This is a genomic window from Actinoplanes sp. NPDC051388 (assembly GCF_055586225.1).
Genome location: NZ_JBVJIP010000031.1, coordinates 54,769 through 73,277 on the forward strand (window position 1 = coordinate 54,769; position 18,509 = coordinate 73,277).

The 18,509-nt window shown below is 72.2% G+C and carries 18 protein-coding genes; 16 read left to right on the forward strand and 2 right to left on the reverse strand.

All coding sequences use genetic code 11. From position 1 onward, the window contains the following. Nucleotides 1-2: 2 nt before the first annotated feature. From ACZ6TI_RS45760 to ACZ6TI_RS45785, 6 genes are read left to right on the forward strand one after another with little or no spacing between them, the layout of a single operon-like run. Nucleotides 3-1,568 (forward strand): NAD(P)-binding domain-containing protein, encoded by a 1,566-nt coding sequence (locus tag ACZ6TI_RS45760; RefSeq protein ID WP_465351588.1) that lies wholly within the window; start codon nucleotides 3-5, stop codon nucleotides 1,566-1,568. 1 nt (nucleotide 1,569) lies between these two features. Then, entirely contained in the window at nucleotides 1,570-2,589 is a 1,020-nt protein-coding gene (locus ACZ6TI_RS45765) for an alpha-hydroxy acid oxidase (protein ID WP_465351589.1), read from the forward strand. 29 nt (nucleotides 2,590-2,618) lie between these two features. Further along, the gene (locus ACZ6TI_RS45770; RefSeq protein ID WP_465351590.1) at nucleotides 2,619-3,917 is read left to right on the forward strand and encodes a cytochrome P450; all 1,299 of its coding nucleotides are present in this window, start codon (nucleotides 2,619-2,621) and stop codon (nucleotides 3,915-3,917) included. Beyond that, complete coding sequence (locus ACZ6TI_RS45775; protein WP_465351591.1) at nucleotides 3,914-5,176, forward strand: cation:proton antiporter; 1,263 nt, start codon at nucleotides 3,914-3,916, stop codon at nucleotides 5,174-5,176. The genes ACZ6TI_RS45770 and ACZ6TI_RS45775 overlap by 4 nt, the downstream gene beginning before the upstream one ends. Before the next feature lie 58 nt (nucleotides 5,177-5,234). Beyond that, the gene (locus ACZ6TI_RS45780; RefSeq protein ID WP_465351592.1) at nucleotides 5,235-5,906 is read left to right on the forward strand and encodes a response regulator transcription factor; all 672 of its coding nucleotides are present in this window, start codon (nucleotides 5,235-5,237) and stop codon (nucleotides 5,904-5,906) included. Then, nucleotides 5,903-7,216 (forward strand): sensor histidine kinase, encoded by a 1,314-nt coding sequence (locus ACZ6TI_RS45785; protein WP_465351593.1) that lies wholly within the window; start codon nucleotides 5,903-5,905, stop codon nucleotides 7,214-7,216. Before ACZ6TI_RS45780 ends, ACZ6TI_RS45785 begins: the two co-directional genes overlap by 4 nt. Here ACZ6TI_RS45785 and ACZ6TI_RS45790 read toward each other — a convergent pair. After that, nucleotides 7,127-8,278, reverse strand: coding sequence for a 4-hydroxybenzoate 3-monooxygenase (locus ACZ6TI_RS45790; RefSeq protein ID WP_465351594.1), 1,152 nt, complete (start codon nucleotides 8,276-8,278; stop codon nucleotides 7,127-7,129). The genes ACZ6TI_RS45785 and ACZ6TI_RS45790 overlap by 90 nt on opposite strands. A gap of 61 nt (nucleotides 8,279-8,339) precedes the next feature. Then, nucleotides 8,340-9,089, reverse strand: a complete 750-nt coding sequence (locus ACZ6TI_RS45795) for an IclR family transcriptional regulator (RefSeq protein ID WP_465351595.1) — start codon at nucleotides 9,087-9,089, stop codon at nucleotides 8,340-8,342. Nucleotides 9,090-9,157: 68 nt separating this feature from the next. Between ACZ6TI_RS45795 and pcaH the strand changes: the two genes are divergently transcribed. From pcaH to ACZ6TI_RS45845, 10 genes are all read left to right on the forward strand, one after another. Continuing rightward, the gene (pcaH, locus tag ACZ6TI_RS45800; protein ID WP_465351596.1) at nucleotides 9,158-9,904 is read left to right on the forward strand and encodes a protocatechuate 3,4-dioxygenase subunit beta; all 747 of its coding nucleotides are present in this window, start codon (nucleotides 9,158-9,160) and stop codon (nucleotides 9,902-9,904) included. Further along, entirely contained in the window at nucleotides 9,901-10,449 is a 549-nt protein-coding gene (gene pcaG, locus ACZ6TI_RS45805) for a protocatechuate 3,4-dioxygenase subunit alpha (RefSeq protein ID WP_465351597.1), read from the forward strand. The genes pcaH and pcaG overlap by 4 nt, the downstream gene beginning before the upstream one ends. Continuing rightward, the gene (locus ACZ6TI_RS45810) at nucleotides 10,442-11,584 is read left to right on the forward strand and encodes a lyase family protein (protein ID WP_465351598.1); all 1,143 of its coding nucleotides are present in this window, start codon (nucleotides 10,442-10,444) and stop codon (nucleotides 11,582-11,584) included. The genes pcaG and ACZ6TI_RS45810 overlap by 8 nt, the downstream gene beginning before the upstream one ends. Beyond that, entirely contained in the window at nucleotides 11,581-12,696 is a 1,116-nt protein-coding gene (pcaDC, locus tag ACZ6TI_RS45815) for a bifunctional 3-oxoadipate enol-lactonase/4-carboxymuconolactone decarboxylase PcaDC (protein WP_465351599.1), read from the forward strand. Before ACZ6TI_RS45810 ends, pcaDC begins: the two co-directional genes overlap by 4 nt. Before the next feature lie 2 nt (nucleotides 12,697-12,698). After that, nucleotides 12,699-13,358, forward strand: coding sequence for a 3-oxoacid CoA-transferase subunit A (locus tag ACZ6TI_RS45820; RefSeq protein ID WP_465351600.1), 660 nt, complete (start codon nucleotides 12,699-12,701; stop codon nucleotides 13,356-13,358). Further along, on the forward strand, nucleotides 13,355-14,008 hold the full coding sequence (locus tag ACZ6TI_RS45825; protein ID WP_465351601.1) for a 3-oxoacid CoA-transferase subunit B: 654 nt from the start codon (nucleotides 13,355-13,357) through the stop codon (nucleotides 14,006-14,008). The genes ACZ6TI_RS45820 and ACZ6TI_RS45825 overlap by 4 nt, the downstream gene beginning before the upstream one ends. A gap of 36 nt (nucleotides 14,009-14,044) precedes the next feature. Further along, on the forward strand, nucleotides 14,045-14,440 hold the full coding sequence (locus tag ACZ6TI_RS45830) for an ArsR/SmtB family transcription factor (RefSeq protein WP_465351602.1): 396 nt from the start codon (nucleotides 14,045-14,047) through the stop codon (nucleotides 14,438-14,440). Further along, nucleotides 14,373-14,855, forward strand: coding sequence for an SRPBCC domain-containing protein (locus ACZ6TI_RS45835; protein WP_465351603.1), 483 nt, complete (start codon nucleotides 14,373-14,375; stop codon nucleotides 14,853-14,855). The genes ACZ6TI_RS45830 and ACZ6TI_RS45835 overlap by 68 nt, the downstream gene beginning before the upstream one ends. Then, nucleotides 14,842-15,420: a TIGR03086 family metal-binding protein gene (locus tag ACZ6TI_RS45840; RefSeq protein WP_465351604.1), complete on the forward strand. Its 579-nt coding sequence runs from the start codon at nucleotides 14,842-14,844 to the stop codon at nucleotides 15,418-15,420. The genes ACZ6TI_RS45835 and ACZ6TI_RS45840 overlap by 14 nt, the downstream gene beginning before the upstream one ends. Before the next feature lie 234 nt (nucleotides 15,421-15,654). Continuing rightward, entirely contained in the window at nucleotides 15,655-18,489 is a 2,835-nt protein-coding gene (locus ACZ6TI_RS45845) for a PQQ-dependent sugar dehydrogenase (RefSeq protein ID WP_465351605.1), read from the forward strand. Nucleotides 18,490-18,509 lie beyond the last annotated feature (20 nt).

Here is an 18,509-nt window from a genome sequence, read left to right on the forward strand (position 1 = left end):
GCGTGACGCTCGATTATCTGATCATCGGAGCCGGGCCCGCGGGCCTCCAGCTGGCAGCGTTGCTGGAGGCGGAGGGCCACCACGACTATCTGGTTCTGGAGGGTGCGGACACGCCCGGCGCGTTCTTCGCGCGCTTCCCCCGGCACCGGCAACTGATCTCGATCAACAAGCCGCACACCGGCACCGACGATCCCGAGCTCAACCTGCGGCTGGACTGGAACTCGCTGCTCACCGACGACCCGGCGCTGCTGTTCACCGGCTACACCGAGCGCTATTTCCCGGACGCCGACGTCATGGTCCGCTACCTGGCCGACTTCGCCGCGAAGACCGGCGTCAACGTGCGTTACGGCGCCCGGGTGACCAACGTGTCCAAGCAGGACGGACTCTTCACCGTGATCGCCGGAGGCGAGTCCCACCAGGCGAGAAGCGTCGTCGTCGCGACCGGCGTGTCCCGGCCCTTCATCCCGGAGATCCCCGGCATCGAGCTGGCCGAGCAGTACACCGAGATGTCCACCGACCCCCGGGACTACCTCGACCAGAAGGTGCTGATCATCGGCAAGGGCAACTCCGCCTTCGAGACCGCGGACAGCCTGATGGAGACCACCACGCTGATCCACCTGGCCGGGCCGAGCTCGGTGCGGATGGCCTGGCGCACGCACTACGTCGGGCACCTGCGCGCGGTGAACAACAACTTCCTGGACACCTATCAGCTGAAGTCGGCGAACGCGGTGCTGGACGGCAACGTCCGCCGGATCGAGCGGGACGGCGACGGCTACCTGGTCACCTTCTCCTTCTCCCGGGCCGACGAGGTGGTCAAGGAGCTGCGCTACGACCGCGTACTGGCGTGCACCGGCTTCGCGTTCGACGCGTCCATCTTCGACGACTCGGCCCGCCCGAACCTGACCATCCGGGATCGCTTCCCCGACCAGACCGCCGAGTGGGAGTCGGTCAACGTGCCCGGCATCTTCTTCGCCGGCACGATCTCCCAGGTCCGCGATTTCAAGAAATCGACGAGCGGCTTCATCCACGGCTTCCGCTACGCGGTGCGCGCTCTCCACCAGATCCTCAACCGCAGGTACGCCGAGAAGGCCTGGCCTTCCGCCACGGTGGAGCGTTCGCCCGAGGCGCTCACCGCCGCCGTGATCGCGCGGGTGAACCGCAGCTCGGCGTTGTGGCAGCAGTTCGGGTTCCTGGCCGACGTGCTGACGCTGACCGCCGACACGGCCCGCTACCACCAGGAGGTCCCGGTCGCCTACTTCACCGAGACCGGTCTGATGACCGCGGACCACGCCTACGACGACGCGTTCGTGGTGACCCTGGAATACGGGCCCGATCACGACCAGGTCGACCCGTTCGACATCACGGTGTCCCGGATCGCGCAGGACACCGTGGGTCAGGCGCACGACGCCGCCTATCTGCACCCGATGGTCCGCTATCACCGGGCCGGCGAGCTGATCGCCACCCACCACCTCGCGGAGAACCTGGAAAACCAATGGGATCGGCCGGAGGTGCACGTCAAACCGTTGGCCGAGTTCATCCGGCGGTGCCTGAGCGGCGCGGCGGGCTGAGATGCGCGCGCTGGCCGAGCGGGCGCGGGCGCGGCTGGACCCGGTGCACTGGGACTTCTTCGCGGGCGGCGCCGGCGAGGAGCGCACGCTGCGCGCCAACGAGGAGGCGTTCGCCCGCCGCCGGATCGTGCCACGCGTCCTGCGCGGCGTGGGCTCGCCCGAGCTGCGGACCACTCTGCTCGGGGTGGAGCTGAGCATGCCGGTGCTGCTCGCGCCGACGGCCTTCCACCGGCTCGCGCACCCGGACGGCGAGAGCGGGACGGCCCGGGCGGCGGCCTCGGCGGGCGCCCTGATGACGGTCAGCATGGCGGCCACCGAGCCGGTCGAGCGGATCGCCGAGGCGGGCGGGCCGCTCTGGTTCCAGCTCTATCCGCAGCCGGACCGCGTGTTCACCGAGGCGGTGGTCAAGCGGGCCGAGGCGGCCGGCTGCCGGGCGCTGGTGGTGACCGTGGACTCGCCGGTGTTCGGGCGGCGCGAGCGCGACCGGCGGCACGGCTTCCACGACCTGCCGGACGGGCTCGTCTGCGAGAACATGCGCGACGCCGCCGGGCGGGTGCGGGACATCGCGATGGACGCCGGGCTGGGCTGGGACACGGTCGGGTGGCTGCGTGGCGTCACCGGGCTGCCGATCCTGCTCAAGGGCGTGCTGCACCCGGCGGACGCGCGGCTCGCGGTCGAGCACGGCGTCGACGGCCTGATCGTCTCCAACCACGGCGGCCGCCAGCTCGACGGCGCGATCGCCACCCTGGACGCCCTGCCGGCCGTGGTCGCGGAGGTCGGCGGGCGGATTCCGGTGCTGGTGGACGGTGGGGTGCGGCGGGGCGCCGACGTGCTGGTCGCGCTGGCGCTGGGGGCCGGCGCGGTGCTGCTCGGGCGGCCGGTGATCTGGGGGCTGGCGGCGGGCGGCGAGGCCGGGGTGCGGCAGTTGCTCGACTCGATCCGGGACGATCTCGCGCACACGATGACGCTGGCCGGCGCGGGCTCGATCGGTGACCTCGAACCGTCCCTGGTGGCGCCGTGATCGCGCTGGGCGTACCCGTAATCTTGATCTTGATCTGGACCCTGCCGAGGTGGCTGCCGCCGGCCGTGGTCGCGGTGCGTGAGTGGATCTTCGTGCGGGTGAACGGCGCGGAGGGCATCCCGGTGCCCGGACCGCTGGTCGGCGCGGAGGACTTCGAGCGGGTCTATGCCGACCCGGCGGCGGACGGGCGCAGTCGCGGCGCGGGGCTGTCCGACCTGTTCTGGTACTGGCTGGCGCCGGGGCCACAGATGCACCAGGAGCATCTCGAGCCGGGCGAGCGCTACCAGGCGGTGGCCCGGACCACCCGCCGGGTGCTCGCCGTGCCGCACACACGCTCGGCCGAGCTGGCGACGATGGCCACCCGCCGAGCCGTCCGCGACCTGCCCGCCGCGCGAACCAGTCACGTGCGGTTGCGCGATCTGATGATGCCGGTCTGGGCCGAGGTCTACTACGAGCTGGTGTTCGGCCAGCCGTGCCCGGCGGCGGCGCGAGAGCTGATCGTGGCGAACGCGGACGACGTGGTGAGCGCCCTCAAGGGCACCCGGCTGCGGCATCTGGACCGGCGCGACCGGCTCACCCGCTATCTGCGCGGGCGTCTCGAGGACGGCACCTGCCCGGTGACGCTGCCCCCGGAGTTCACCACCGAGGAGACCGCCTGGTATCTGCAGGGCGCCTTCTTCAACACCGCGGTGGTGCAGATGTCCGAGGCGATGGCGCACATCCTGCTGGCCATCGCCGGCCATCCGGAGATCCGGCCCGAGGTCGATGACGACGACGCGCTGGACCGCGTGATCGACGAGACCCTGCGGGTGCACCCGCTCTTCGGGGTGGCGCACCGGATCACCTCGGCGGACATCGCACTGACCTCCGGCGTCGTGCTGCCGGCCGGGTCGGTGCTGCTCTTCAACTACCTGGCGTTCCAGCGCACCGGGCCGGCCGCGGACGACCGCTTCGACCCGGACCGGTGGCGGACCCTGCCGCGCGGCACGGCGCACTTCATCCCGTTCGGCATCACCGCGAACCGGGCCTGCCCGGCGCGCGGGTCGGCGCCGGTGATGCTGCGCGCGGCGACCCGCGAGGTGCTGCGGCGCTTCGCCCTGGCGTCGTCGGTGTCGCACACCCGCTCGCTGCCGTCGCGCGGACCGGCCTATCTGACACCCGCCGGGATCGACGGTCCCGGCCGCGCCCGGCTCGCCGCGATGCGGCAGCGGGACCGGTGGGCGGACACCGGGCGCAGCGCGCTCCAACTCGTCCTGAACAGCTGGATGGTCATCGACGCCCGGCGGCAACGCCTGTGCGCGCGACACTTCGAGGAGGCCCACACGTGAAACCGACCGATCTGGCGCCACGGTTCTTCATCGCGGTGGCGGTGATCCTGGTCTTCTGCAAGCTGGTCTCCTGGCTGCTCGGCAAGGCCGGCCAGCCACCGGTGGTCAGCGAGATGCTGGCCGGCGTGCTGCTCGGCCCGTCGCTGCTCGGCCTGCTGCTGCCGGACGTGCAGGCCGCGCTGTTCCCGCAGCAGCTCTATCCGGTGCTCTACGTGGTCGGCCAGGTCGGCCTGGTGCTGTTCATGTTCCAGGCCGGGTACGCGTTCACCGCCCACCGGGTCACCGGCCTGGGCAGCACGGCGGGCACGGTCTCGCTGGCCGGTGTCACCGTGCCGCTGCTGCTCGGCATCGGGCTGGTGCTGGCCACCGACGCGGTCGTGCCGATCCGCCCGGACGGCGTCTCGGTCGGCGTGCTGGCCGCGTTCGTCGGGGTGGCGCTGGCCATCACCGCCTTTCCGATGCTGGCCCGGATCATCACCGAGCGCGGCCAGGCCGGCACCCGGCACGGCACGCTCGCGCTGGCCAGCGGCGCGATCGACGACCTGGTGGCCTGGGTGCTGCTGGCCATCGTGCTGGCGGTGGCGTCCGGCGAGTCCGGTCCGGCCGCGATCACCGTGGGCGGCGCGGTGCTGTTCGCGCTGGCGCTCATCTTCGGCGGGCGGCGGCTGACCGGGCCGCTGATGGGTTCGGACCGGCTCAACGACCACGGCCGTCTGCTGGGGACGGTCGCGCTGCTCTTCCTGGTCGCCTGGTACACCGACGAGATCGGGCTCTATGCGGTGTTCGGCGCGTTCGCGGTCGGCGTCGTGATGCCCCGGGTCGAGCGCACCGAAAAGGTGGTGAACACGCTGACCCCGGTGGCGGCCACCGTGTTCCTGCCGCTGTTCTTCACCTATTCCGGGCTGCGCACCGAGTTCGCGCTGCTCGGCGACCCGGCGGTGCTGCTCTTCGCGGTGGCCTGCGTGGCGCTGGCCATCGTCGGCAAGTTCGGCGCCTGCTACCTCGCCGCGCGCTGGCGGTCCGAGCCCAAGGGCGTCGCGTTGCGGGTCGGCGCGCTGATGAACGCGCGCGGGCTGATGCAGCTGATCGCGCTGAACGTGGGCCTGGAGGCGGGCATCGTGAACTCGTCGCTGTTCACCGTGCTGGTGCTGGTTGCCCTGGTCACCACGCTGATGACCACGCCGTTGCTGAGCTGGATCGAACGCCGGGAGAGCAGAGCCACCCAACCGGTGCCCCTTGTCGCGCTGGCTGAGAAATAAAGGTTTAAGAGACAACGGTCACAGACATGGATGTCCGTCCATATGCAAAGGTCGTGCCGTGTCCGCCGTGAAGTCGCATCGGCTCCTGCTGGTCGAGGACGACGCCGAGCTGAGAGAAATGCTCACCGCGACGTTCGTGGACGAGGGCTATCTCGTCGACAACGCGCCGGACGGTCAGCGCGGCCTGCATCTGGGTCTGACCAGGCCCTATGACGTGCTCGTCGTGGACCGCATGCTGCCCGCGCTGGACGGCCTCGACCTGATCTGCCGGCTCCGGGCGCGGGCCTGCACGGCCCGCGCCCTGGTGCTCACCGCGCTGGGCACGGTCGGCGACCGGATCGCCGGGCTGGACGGCGGCGCCGACGACTACCTGACCAAGCCGTTCGACCTCGACGAGCTGAGCGCCCGGGTGCGCGCGCTGTGCCGGCGGGTGTCCGACTCGGCGGACGCGCTGCGGATCGGCGGCGCGCTGCTCGACCTGTCCCTGCGCGACGTCCAGCTGGCCGACGGCGCCCGGGTGAGCCTCTCGGCCCGCGAGTTCGAGCTGCTGCGGGTGCTCGCGGTGCGGCCCAACGCGGTGCACTCCCGCGACGACCTGCGCCGCCGGGTCTTCGACGAGGCCGCGGCCGCGTCCATCGTGGACACCTACGTCTACTACCTGCGGCGCAAGCTCGGCCGCGCGGTGGTGAAAACGGTGCACGGCCTCGGCTACCGGCTGGGGTCGCTGTGAAACGCTCGCTGGAGCCGGCCGAGCGGGCGATGGTCCGCAAGGCGCGGGTGCGGATCGGCGCCACCGTCGGGCTCGCCGTCTGCCTGCTGATCGGGGTGGCCGGCGCGATCGCCTACTACGCGCTGGTCCGCGCGCAGGACTCGCTGATCCAGCGCGAGATGGCCGGCTCCGCCGCCGAGGCCGACCCGTCCGGCCCGCCGAACTGCACCTGGCTCTTCGTGCTGAGCAACGGCACGGTGACCACCGGCAAGGCGGCCGCGCCGGAGGGCTTCCCGCTGCGCCCGGCGATGGACCAGGTGTTCCGGAGCCAGCGCGTCCAGGTGACCTCGGTGCGGGCCGGCGACACGGTCTATCACGTACGCACCCAGCCGCGCGGCGACGAGGTCGTGCAGGTCGTCTTCGACTCGCGTTACCAGCTGGCCGACCGGCGGCACCTGCTGCTGGCCCTGGCGCTGGCGGCGGTGGTCGGGGTGATCGCGTCGGTGCTCACCGGCCTGCTGGTCGGCCGGCAGGCGGTGCGGCCGCTGGCCGAGGCGCTGACCCGGCAGCGGCGGTTCGTCTCGGACGCCAGCCACGAGCTGCGCACGCCGATCGCCCAGGTGCACACCCGAGCCCAGCTGCTCGCCCGGCGGATGTCCCGGCCGGCCGCGATGACCCACGCCGACCAGAAGGCGGAGCTGGCGTTGCTGGTCGGCGCCACCCGGCGGCTCGGCGAGATCGTCGACGAGCTGTTGCTCTCCGCCCGGCTCGCGGAGGCGCCGCCCGGGCAGCCGGTCGACCTGGCCGCGGTGGCGTCGGCGGCGGTCGGCACCGACCTGGACCGGGCCGCGGAACGCGACGTCACGCTGACCCTGGACCGGCCGGACGCGGCGGTGCCGGTGATCGGCATCGAGTCGGCGCTGCGCCGGGTGGCGGCCGAGCTGATCACCAACGCGCTCCGGCACACCCCGGCCGGCGGGCGCATCGAGGTCGCCGTGCGGGCCGCGAACGGCACCGCCGAGCTGGTGGTGACCGACACCGGCGACGGCTTCGACCCGGCCGGCGCGGAGCGGCTGTTCGACCGCTTCCACCGGGGCAGCAGCGACGAGCGGCGGTTCGGGCTCGGGCTGGCGCTGCTGCGCGAGGTGGTCACCGGGCATCGGGGCACGATCACCGCGGACGGCCGGCCGGGCGCCGGGGCGACGTTCACCGTGCGGCTGCCGGTCGACCGCGCCGCCCGGTCAGCCGATCGGCAGCCCGGCGTAGTTCTCCGCGAGACCGGTCGATCCCGCCTCGCTGCCGGTGACCCAGCGCAGCTGGGAGAGCTGTAGCTGGGCGTCGAACGGGTCCTCGCCGATGTGCAGCATGGTGGTCATCCACCAGGAGAAGTGGGTGCACCGCCAGACCCGGCGGGCGGCGGTGTCGCTGTAACCGTCGGCGAGCGTGTCGTCATGCCGGCGCAGCTTGGCGACCAGCGCGGGGGCCAGCAGCGTGACGTCGGCGATGGCCAGGTTGAGACCCTTGGCGCCGGTCGGCGGCACGATGTGCGCGGCGTCCCCGGCCAGGAAGAGGTTGCCGTGCCGCATCGGGGTCTGCACGAAGCTGCGCATCGGCAGCACGCTCTTCTCGGTGACCGGCCCGGGGTGCAGCTTCCAGCCGTCCTGGCCGTGCCCGAGCCGGGTCGCCAGCTCGTCCCAGATCCGCTGGTCGGACCAGTCGGCGACGTCGGTGCCGTTGGGCACCTGCAGATAGAGCCGGCTGACCGTGGCCGAGCGCATCGAGTGCAGCGCGAACCCGTTCGGATGCCAGGCATAGATCAGCTCGTCGGTGGACGGCGCCACGTCGGCGAGGATCCCCAGCCAGGAGTAGGGGTAGGTGCGCTCCCAGGTCTGCCCCGGGACCGCGCCGCGGCTGGGCCCGAACGAGCCGTCGCAGCCGACGACGACGGCCGCGTCCAGCCGCTGCTCGCGGCCGTCGCGGTCGGTGTAGGTGACGTGCGGGTGGCCGGTGACGTCGTGCAGTGCCGTGTCGCCGATCTCGTAGATCACCTCGGCCGTCGCCGCGGCCACCAGATCCTTCTGCACCTCGGTCTGGCCGTAGACCCAGACGCTGCGCCCGGTCAGATCGACGAAGTCGAGGTGGTGCCGCTCTCCCGGCCACTGCAGGTGGATGCCACGGTGCTCGTCGCCCTCCCGGCGCAGCCGCTCGCCCAGCCCGGCCGCCTCCAGCACCTCGACCGACGAGGACTCCAGGATGCCGGCCCGGATGCGGGAGGCGACATATTCCTGCGAGCGGGTCTCCAGCACCACCACGTCGACGCCCTCGCGAGTCAGCAGGTGGGCGAGCAGCAGGCCGGCCGGGCCCGCGCCGATGATCGCGACCTCGGTGCGCATGCCGCCAGCCAACGGCCGCGCGGCCCCCTGCGGCAAGCCGCGACTTCCGCTGGGCAGAAGGTCAGATCAGGGTGCGCCCGATGCCCCGCGCCGCCACCTGCAGCGCGGACACCAGCCGGGCCTTGTCGCGCTGGAAGCCGGCCACCACGATGCCCAGCGCGGCGGTCACCTCACCGGACCGGTCGCGCACCGGCACCGCCACCGAGCACGCGCCCAGGCTCATCTCCTCGCTGGTGGTCGCGTAGCCGTCGCTGTGCACCCGGCGGATCTGGTCGAGCAGGCGGCCGGGCTGCGTCACCGTGTACGGCGTGACCCGGGTCAGATTGGCCAGCACCTCGGTGCGCACCTCCTCGGGCGCGTACGCGAGAAGCACCTTGCCCACCCCGGTGGCGTGCATCGGCAGCCGCGAGCCGACCTGGCTGACCACCGGCACCGAGGCGTGCCCGGACACCCGGTCCACGTAAAGCACCGACGCCCCGTCCCGCACCGCCAGGTGCACGGTGGCCAGCGTGGCGCCGTAGAGGTCCTGCAGGAACGGCGAGGCGGCGTGCCGCAGCCCGGCCTCCACCGGGGCGAGCAGCCCGAGGTCCCACATCCGCCGGCCGACCACGTATGACCCGTCGTCGCGGCGGACCAGCGCCTCGCCCCGGACCAGCTCGCCGATCAGGCGGTGGGCGGTGGCCAGCGGCATGCCGGCGCGGTGGGCGAGCTCGGTCAGGTTGAGGCTGCGATGCTCGTCGTCGAAGGCCGCGAGCAGGTCGAGCACCCGCGACGTGACCGTCACCTGAGCGCGCGCGCTGTTGCCTGCCACGGACCCGCCTTTCGCTGAGTGGAAGGCAAGTCTCGCTCATCTCCGGCCGGGCTGCCTAGCGTTCGAGGGTGACCGAGACCCAGGCCGAGATCAGCGCGGAGATCGCCAAGATCGCCGCGGCCGACGAGGGCACCGGCGTCGCGCAGCCGCGGCGTGACTACCCGCCCTATCGCAGCAGCCTGCTGCGGCATCCGACGAAGAGCATGGTGCACGCCGACCCGGAGACCATCGAGCTGTGGGCGCCCTGCTTCGGGCACCAGGACGTGGGCGCGCCGGAGGCCGACCTGACCATCCAGCACGCCGGGGAGCCGCTGGGCGAGCGCATGGTGGTGGCCGGCCGGATCACCGACGGCGACGGCCGCCCGGTGGCGCACCAGCTGGTGGAGATCTGGCAGGCGAACGCCGGCGGGCGTTACATCCACAAGCGCGACCAGCACCCGGCGCCGCTGGACCCGAACTTCACCGGGACGGGCCGCTGCCTGACCGACGCGGATGGCAACTACCGCTTCCAGACCATCAAGCCGGGCCCGTACCCGTGGCGGAACCATCTCAACGCCTGGCGGCCGGCGCACATCCACTTCTCGCTGTTCGGCACCGACTTCACCCAGCGGCTGGTCACCCAGATGTACTTCCCGGGCGACCCGCTCTTCCCACTGGACCCGATCTTCCAGTCGGTCACCGACCGGGCCGCCCGGGATCGGCTGATCGCCACCTACGACCACGATCTGACCTCGCCGGAGTGGGCGACCGGATACCGCTGGGACATCGTGCTGACCGGCGGGCACCGCACCCCGGTCGAGGAGGAGAGCTCGTGACCACGCCGGGACAGACCGTCGGGCCGTTCTTCCACTACGCGCTGCCCTACGAGGGCGGACCCGACCTGGTGCCGCCGGGCCGCGCGGACGCCATCCGGCTGCACGGCCACGTGTACGACGGCCAGGGCGACCCGGTGCCGGACGCGCTGCTGGAGGTGTGGCAGGCCGGCCCGGACGGTCGCGTGCCCCGGGCCGGCGGCTCGCTGCGCCGGGACGGCTGGACGTTCACCGGCTGGGGGCGGGCGCCGACCGACGCCACCGGTCACTACACGTTCTCCACGCTGCGGCCGGGGGCGACCGACAGCGGCCGGCCGCCGTTCTTCGCGATCGCCCTGCTCGCCCGTGGGCTGACCCACCGGCTGTTCACCCGCGCCTATCTGCCGGTGGACGCGGCCGGGATCGCGGCCGACCCGCTGCTGTCCGGGCTGGCCCCGGAACGGCGGGACACCCTGGTCACCGCGCCCGATCCGCACGGTCTGGTCTTCGACATCCACCTGCAGGGCGACAATGAGACGGTGTTCCTGAGCTTCCCCGGTCATGAGTGACCTGCTCTGGCCCGGCTCGTCCCGGTGCGCCGGACTGCTGTCCGACGACGCCGTGCTGGCCGCCATGGTCCGCGTGGAGAGCGCCTGGCTGACCGCGCTGGACGTGCCGTACGACCTGGAGAAGCTGCTCGAGCCGGGCGACGCCGACCGGGTGGCGCGCGAGTCGGAGGCCAGCGGCAACCCGGTCATCCCGCTGCTGGCGCTGCTGCGCGAGCGGCTCGGCGACAACCCGGCGGCGCACTGGCTGCATCGCGGGCTGACCAGCCAGGACACCCTCGACACCGCGCTGGTGCTGGGCCTGCGCGCGGCGGCCGCCCGGGTGCGCGCCGATCTCGCCTCGCAGGTCGGTGCGCTGGCCCGGCTGGCGGAGGAGCACCGGGACACGCCCCGGGCCGGGCGGACGCTGACCCAGCACGCGGTGCCCATCACCTTCGGGCTGACCGTGGCGAACTGGCTCGGCGGGGTGCTCGACGCGGCCGACCTGCTGGACGCCGCTGCGGACGTACCCATGCAGATCGGAGGTGCGGCAGGCAGCCTGGCCGGGCCTTCCGCGGTCTCCGCGGCCGCGATCGGCGGCCTGGCCGACGCGCTCGGCCTGCCGCGCGCGACGCCCTGGCACACCCGGCGGGCGCCGCTGACCCGGCTCGGCGACGCGTTCACCGCCTGCACCGACGCCTGGGGGCACCTCGCGAACGACGTGCTCACCGGCTCGCGCCCGGAGATCGGTGAGCTGTCCGAGGGGCAGGGCGGCGGTTCGTCCGCCATGCCGAACAAGCGGAACCCGGTGCTGTCCGTGCTGATCCGGCGGGCCGCGCTGGCCGCTCCCCCGCTGGCCGCCACGCTGCACACCGCCGCCGCCGACCAGCGCGACGACCGCGCGGACGGCGCCTGGCACCTCGAGTGGGACACGCTGCGCACGCTGGCCCGCCGCACGGTGGTGGCCGGTTCGCAGACCGCCGACCTGCTCGCCGGCCTGCGGGTGGACGCCGACCGGATGCGTGCCAATCTGGCCGCCGCGCGCCCGGGAATCGATGCGGAGCAGCAGAAACTCGGCGCCGAGGGTTCCTATCTCGGCGCCATCCCGGACATCATCGAGGCCACGCTCGCCCGCGCCCGCGAATTCGAGGCCTCATGAAGCTCGCCGCCACCGTCCTCGCCGACGCGCCCGGCCGACCCCTGCTCGTGGTCGGCCCGTCGCTCGGCACCTCCGTCGAATCCCTCTGGGGGCGCTGCGTGGATCGGCTCGGCGGCCGGTTCCACGTGATCGGCTGGGACCTGCCCGGCCACGGCCGGTCGCCCGCACCGTCCGGCTCGTTCTCCGTCGCCGACCTCGCCCGCGCGATCCTGGACCTGGTCGGAGACACCCCTTTCCGGTACGCCGGGGTGAGCGCCGCCGGGGCGGCCGGTCTGCAACTGCTGCTCGACGCCCCGCGGCAGGTGGAGGCCGCGGTGCTGCTGGCCACCGGCGCCCGGATCGGGGTGCCGGACGGGTGGCACGAGCGGGCCGGCGTGGTCCGCGCCTCGGGCACCGCGGCGATGATCGACGGCTCGGCGCAGCGCTGGTTCGCGCCCGGCTTCCTCGAGCGCGCGCCGGACGCCGGATCGGCGCTGCTGCACGCCCTGCGCGACGCGGACGCCGAGGGCTATTCGCTGGTCTGCGAGATGCTGGCCGGCTTCGACGTGCGCGACCGGCTGGCCGAGATCACCGCGCCGGTGCTGGCGGTGGCCGGGGCGCACGACGGCGTGACCACCCCGGCGACGCTGGCCGAGATCGCCGGCGGCGTCCGCTACGGCCGCCTGGTGACCCTGGACCACACCGCGCACCTGCCGCCCGCCGAACAACCGGCCGTCGTCGCCGACCTGCTGATCGAGCACCTCGAACGACCCGGCCAGGCGGTCCGGCGCACGGTGCTGGGCGACGGGCACGTGGATCGGGCGATCGCGGCCACCACCCCGTTCACGGCCGGCTTCCAGGACCTGATCACGCGCTATGCCTGGGGCGAGATCTGGGCGCGGCCCGGCCTGGACCGGCGGGCCCGATCGCTGGTCACGCTGACCGCGCTGATCGCGCTCGGGCATCACGAGGAGCTCGCCATGCACGTCCGGGCCGCGCGCCGCAACGGGCTGACCAACGCCGAGATCGAGGAGGTGCTGTTGCAGACCGCGATCTACTGCGGGGTGCCGGCCGCGAACACCGCCTTCCGGATCGCCCAGCGGGTGCTGTCCGAGATCGACGGGCGGGAGTAGGCGTGGGGCGCACCCGGGTCCTGACCGCGGCGGAGGCCGTCACGGCCGTGACCGACGGCGCGACCGTGCTGGTCGGCGGGTTCGGCATGGCCGGCATGCCGGTGCGGCTGATCGACGCGCTGATCGAGCACGGCGCCGGCGACCTGACCATCGTCAGCAACAACGCCGGCAACGGGGACACCGGCCTGGCCGCTTTGCTCGCCGCCGGCCGCGTACGCAAGGTCGTCTGCTCTTTCCCCCGGCAGACCGATTCCTGGGTGTTCGACGGGCTCTACCGGGCCGGCAAGATCGAGCTCGAGGTGGTCCCGCAGGGCAATCTGGCCGAGCGGATGCGGGCCGCCGGGGCCGGCATCGGCGCGTTCTACTGCCGCACCGGGGTAGGCACGACGCTCGCCGAGGGTAAGGAGACGCGGACCATCGACGGCAAGGACTACCTGCTGGAATATCCGATCAAGGGGGACGTGGCGCTGATCGGCGCGCATCTCGGCGACCGGCTCGGCAACCTGGTCTACCGCAAGACGGCCCGCAACTTCGGTCCGGTGATGGCCGCCGCGGCGACCGTCACGGTGGCCCAGGTGTCGCGGGTGGTCGAGGTCGGCGAGCTGGACCCGGAGGCCGTCGTGACCCCGGGAATCTATGTGGACACGCTGGTGGAGGCATGAGCTCCCCACTCTCCGCGCCTCTTTCGCGCGATGAGATGGCCCGGATCGTGGCCCGGGACATTCCCGCCGGGTCCTATGTGAATCTCGGCATCGGGCAGCCCACCAAGGTCGCGGACTACCTGGATCTGGACGGCGGCGTGGTGCTGCACACCGAGAACGGGATGCTCGGCATGGGCCCGCTCGCCACCGGGGACGACGTCGACCCGGACCTGACGAACGCGGGCAAGCAGCCGGTGACCGAACTCGCCGGCGCCTCCTATTTCCACCACGCCGACTCGTTCGCGATGATGCGCGGCGGGCACCTGGACATCTGCATCATGGGCGCGTTCCAGGTGTCGGCGGGCGGCGACCTGGCCAACTGGCACACCGGCGCCCCGGACGCGATCCCGGCCGTCGGCGGCGCGATGGACCTGGCCACCGGGGCGCGCGACGTGTTCGTGATGATGAGCCTGTTCGCCAAGGACGGCAGCCCCAAGCTGGTGCCCTCGTGCACCTATCCGCTGACCGGCCTGGCCTGCGTGAGCCGGGTCTACACGGAATACGCGACCTTCCATCTGACCGCTTCCGGGGTGCACATCGCGGAGACCTTCGGCATCTCCCGCGACGACCTCGTGCGGCGGCTCGACCCTTCGCTCCCGATCGTCTGCTAGGGTCGCTTTCAACCAATGGGTTGAAAGGTAGGGGTGATGGCGACCGACGTGCTGCCGCGGGTCTTCGCCGCCCTCGCGGACCCCACCCGGCTCGACATGGTGGCCCGGCTCGCCGAGCGCGACGCGACCGTCAACGAACTGGCCGGGCCCTACCGGATCTCGCTGCAGGCCGTCTACAAGCATCTGCGGGTGCTCGAGGACGCCGGGCTGGTCAGCCGGCCGCCCGGTCCGCAGCCCCGGCCGGTGCGCCTGGAGGCCGAGGTCTTCGACCTGATGGACACCTGGATCGAGCGCTACCGGGCCCGCGCCGAGCGGCGCCACCAGCGCCTCGACGCCGTGCTGGCGGCGATGGAGGGAGACGACGATGGACAGGATCACCGAGACGGTGATCGAGGCCGACCCGAGGCTGCCGGTGATCCGGATGACTCGTGACTTCGCGGCGACACCCGCGCAGCTCTTCCGGGCGCACACCGATCCCGCGTTGTTCGCCCAGTGGGTCGGCCCGGACGGCATGGAGACCCGGATCGACCACTGGGACGCGAGCACCGGCGGCAGCTGGCGCTACGTCGCGGTCCGCGGCGACACCGAGTTCGCCTTCCGCGGTTGCTTCCACGACGTGCGACCGGACCGCATCGTGCAGACCTTCACCTATGAGGGCGACGCCGACGCGGTCGCGCTGGACACGCTGTGGTTCGACGACCTGGGCGGCGGCCGCACCCGGCTGCGCGCGCAGTCCTTGGTGGACAGCTTCGAGACCCGCGACGCGTGGCTCCGCTCCGGCATGCGGACCGGCATCGACCAGGGCTACGCCAAACTGCAGAGGATGGTCGACGATGACGTTGTCTGACCAGCCCGCCGAGCGGCACCGGCAGATCGCCGGGACGTTCTCGCAGCGGGTCCGCGGCACCGAGTTCTGGGACACGCCGGCCCCGGTCGCGGAGTGGACGGCGCGCGACGTCGTGCGGCACCTGACCGACTGGTTCCCCGGCTTCCTGGCCGGCGGCGCCGGCATCGACCTGCCCCGCGGGCCGTCCGTGGACAAGGACCCGGTCGCCGCCTGGCAGGTGCACAGCGACGCCGTGCAGGCGGTGCTGGACGACCCGGAGACCGCGCACCGGCAGCTGACCGACCCGCACACGGGCAGCCTGCCGCTGGCCACGGCGATCGACCGCTTCTACACCGCCGACGTCTTCATGCACACCTGGGATCTGGCCCGGGCCACCGGCCAGGACGACCGCCTGGACCCGGAGTTCTGCGCCGAGCTCCTCGACGGGATGGAGCAGATGGAGGACGCGATGCGCTCCTCCGGCCAATACGGAGCGCGCTTCGACGTGCCCGCGGACGCGGACGCCCAGACCCGGATGCTCGGCTTCATCGGCCGGAACCCGTCCTGGCCGCACCGAGTCGGCTGACCGGCCGGCGCGGCTTTCGACTCATGCTGCGAAAGATATGGCGGTCGATGCGAAAGTCTGGACAGGACTGACGTCAAGTTCCTAACGTGAGCCACTGACAGGAATGTTTCGAGCAGGTATCCCCACCCTTCCCCCCAAGGGTCCTGCCCGGGGCATTCCTGTGCCACAGCAACCCCCGGCTGCGGCGCAGCGCCGTGCGCCCCGCCTGGCAATCCCCGGTCAGGAAGGGATCCCGTGGACCACCGCTCAGAGGTTCGCCGATCGTTAGCGTTCGTCACCCCCGTCCTCCTCATCGCCACCGTCCTCGGCGCCACCGCCGAGCCGGCCGCCGCGGTGATCAATCCGGCCGACTTCCAACAGGTCACGCTGGCCAAGGGCGTCGCCGAGACCGGTGAGCCGATGAGTCTCGCCGTGCTGCCCGACCGCTCGGTGCTGCACACCGCCCGCAACGGCACCCTGCGACGCACCGACGCGGCCGGCAACACCGCGGTGATCGCGACGATCCCGGTGTACACGCACGACGAAGAGGGCCTGCAGGGCGTGGCCGTCGACCCGGGCTTCGCCACCAACCGGCGCATCTACCTGTTCTACGCGCCCCCGCTGAACACCCCGGCCGGCGATGCGCCGGCCACCGGCACCGCCGCGACCTGGGCCACCTGGGCGGGCGTGAACCGGCTGTCCCGGTTCACGCTCAACGCCGACTTCACCGTCAACACGGCGAGCCAGGTCAACGTGCTCGACGTCGCGACCGACCGGGGCATGTGCTGCCACGTCGGCGGCGACATGGACTGGGACGCGGCCGGCAACCTCTACCTCTCGACCGGCGACGACTCCAACCCGTTCGACTCGGCCGGATATTCACCGATCGACGAGCGCACCAACCGCAACCCGGTCTTCGACGCGCAGCGCAGCGCGGCCAACACGAACGATCTGCGCGGCAAGATCCTGCGCATCAAGCCGAACGACAACGGCACGTACGCGATCCCGGCGGGCAATCTCTTCGCGCCCGGCACCGCGAACACCAGGCCCGAGATCTATGCGATGGGCTTCCGCAACCCGTTCCGGATCAGCGTCGACAAGGCCACCGGCGCGGTCTACGTCGGCGACTACGGCCCCGACTCGGGCACGTCGTCGTCCACCCGCGGACCGTCCGGACAGGTCGAGTTCAACCGGATCACCGCGCCGGGCAACCACGGCTGGCCGTACTGCACCGGGACGAACACCACCGCCGAGACGTACAACGAGTGGGACTTCGCGGCGGGGACCGGCGGCGCCAAGTACAACTGCACCGGCGGGCCGACCAACAACTCCTTCCGCAACACCGGCCTGACCACGCTGCCCGCCGCCAAACCGGCCTGGATCCGGTACGCCGGTGACGCCGGTTCGCCACCCGAGTTCGGCGGCGGATCCGAGTCGCCGATGGGCGGTCCGGTCTACCGGTACAGCGCGAGCAACACCTCGGCGACGAAGTTCCCGCAGATCTTCGACGGGCAGTTCTTCGCCGGCGAGTTCGGCCGCGGCTGGATCAAGCCGATCGTGGTCGGCGCGAACGGCGCACCCGGCACGATCGACACGTTCCCGTGGAACGGCAAACAGGTCATGGACCTGGCGTTCGGCCCGGACGGCGCGCTCTACGTCCTCGACTACGGCACCGGCTACTTCAACGGCGACGCCAACTCGGCGCTCTACCGCTACGACTACGTGGCCGGTGGCAACCGCGCGCCGACCGCGGTGGCGAGCGCCAATCCGACCTCCGGCGCCTCGCCGCTGACCGTCAACTTCTCGTCGGCGGGCAGCAGCGATCCGGAGGGCGGCGCGCTCACCTATGCGTGGGCGTTCGGCGACGGCAGCACGTCGACGGCCGCCAACCCGACGAAGACGTACACCACGAACGGCACCTACACGGCGACGCTGACCGTGCGGGACCCGCAGGGCGCGACCGGCACGTCGAGCGTGAGCATCAGCGTGGGCAACACCGCCCCGACGGTGGTCGTCAACTCCCCGGCCTCGGGGCAGCTCGTTTCGTTCGGCGACAGTGTCCCGTGGAGCGTGACGGTCACCGACCCGGAGGACGGGACGATCGCCTGCTCGCGGGTGACCATGGCCTACGTGCTCGGCCACGATCAGCACGCACACCAGATCACGTCACAGAGCGGCTGCTCCGGCACGATCACGATCCCCACCGACGGGGAGCACGACGATGCCGCGAACATCTTCCCGATCTTCGACGCGACCTACACCGACAACGGCGGGCTGACCACCCACGCGCAGAACATTCTCGCGCCCCGCAAACGGCAGGCCGAGCACTACAAGACCTCCTCGGGCGTCAGCAAGATCGGTAAGACGGGAGCCGAGGGCGGGCAGACGGTCGGGGACATCAACAACGGCGACTGGATCCAGTTCGACCCGTACCGGCTGAACAACGCCACGTCCTTCACGGCGCGGGTCTCGTCGGGTGGCAGCGGCGGCACGCTTCAGGTCCGCACCGGGTCGCCGACCGGCACCGTCATCGGTTCGGCCGCGGTGGCGCCGACCGGCTCGTGGGAGACGTTCGCCAACGTCACCGGCGCGATCAGTGGAGCGCCGGCCGGCACGACGTCGCTGTACCTGACGTTCGTCGGCACCGGCACGGGCGCCCTGTTCGACGTGGACAGCTTCACGTTCGCGACCGGGGCGGCGGCGGGTCTGCTCTCGCTGAACAAGCTGGCCACGGCCTCCAGCGTCGAGAACGCCACCTATCCGGCGTCGGCCGCGGTGGACGCCTCGGCCACGACCCGCTGGTCGAGTCTGTTCACCGATCCGCAGTGGATCCAGGTTGACCTCGGTGCGACGTACACGGTGTCCCGCGTGCGGTTGCAGTGGGAGGCGGCGTACGGGTCCGCGTACCAGATCCAGACCTCGGCCAATGGCACCGCCTGGACCACCGCGCGGTCGGTGACCGGCGGCAACGGCGGCGAGGACGACAACACCGGGCTGAGCGCGCAGGCGCGCTATGTGCGCATCAACGGCACCACCCGGGCTACGGCCTGGGGTTACTCGCTCTTCAACTTCGAGGTGTACGGCAGCTGACCCCCTTTCGCCCCCAGCTC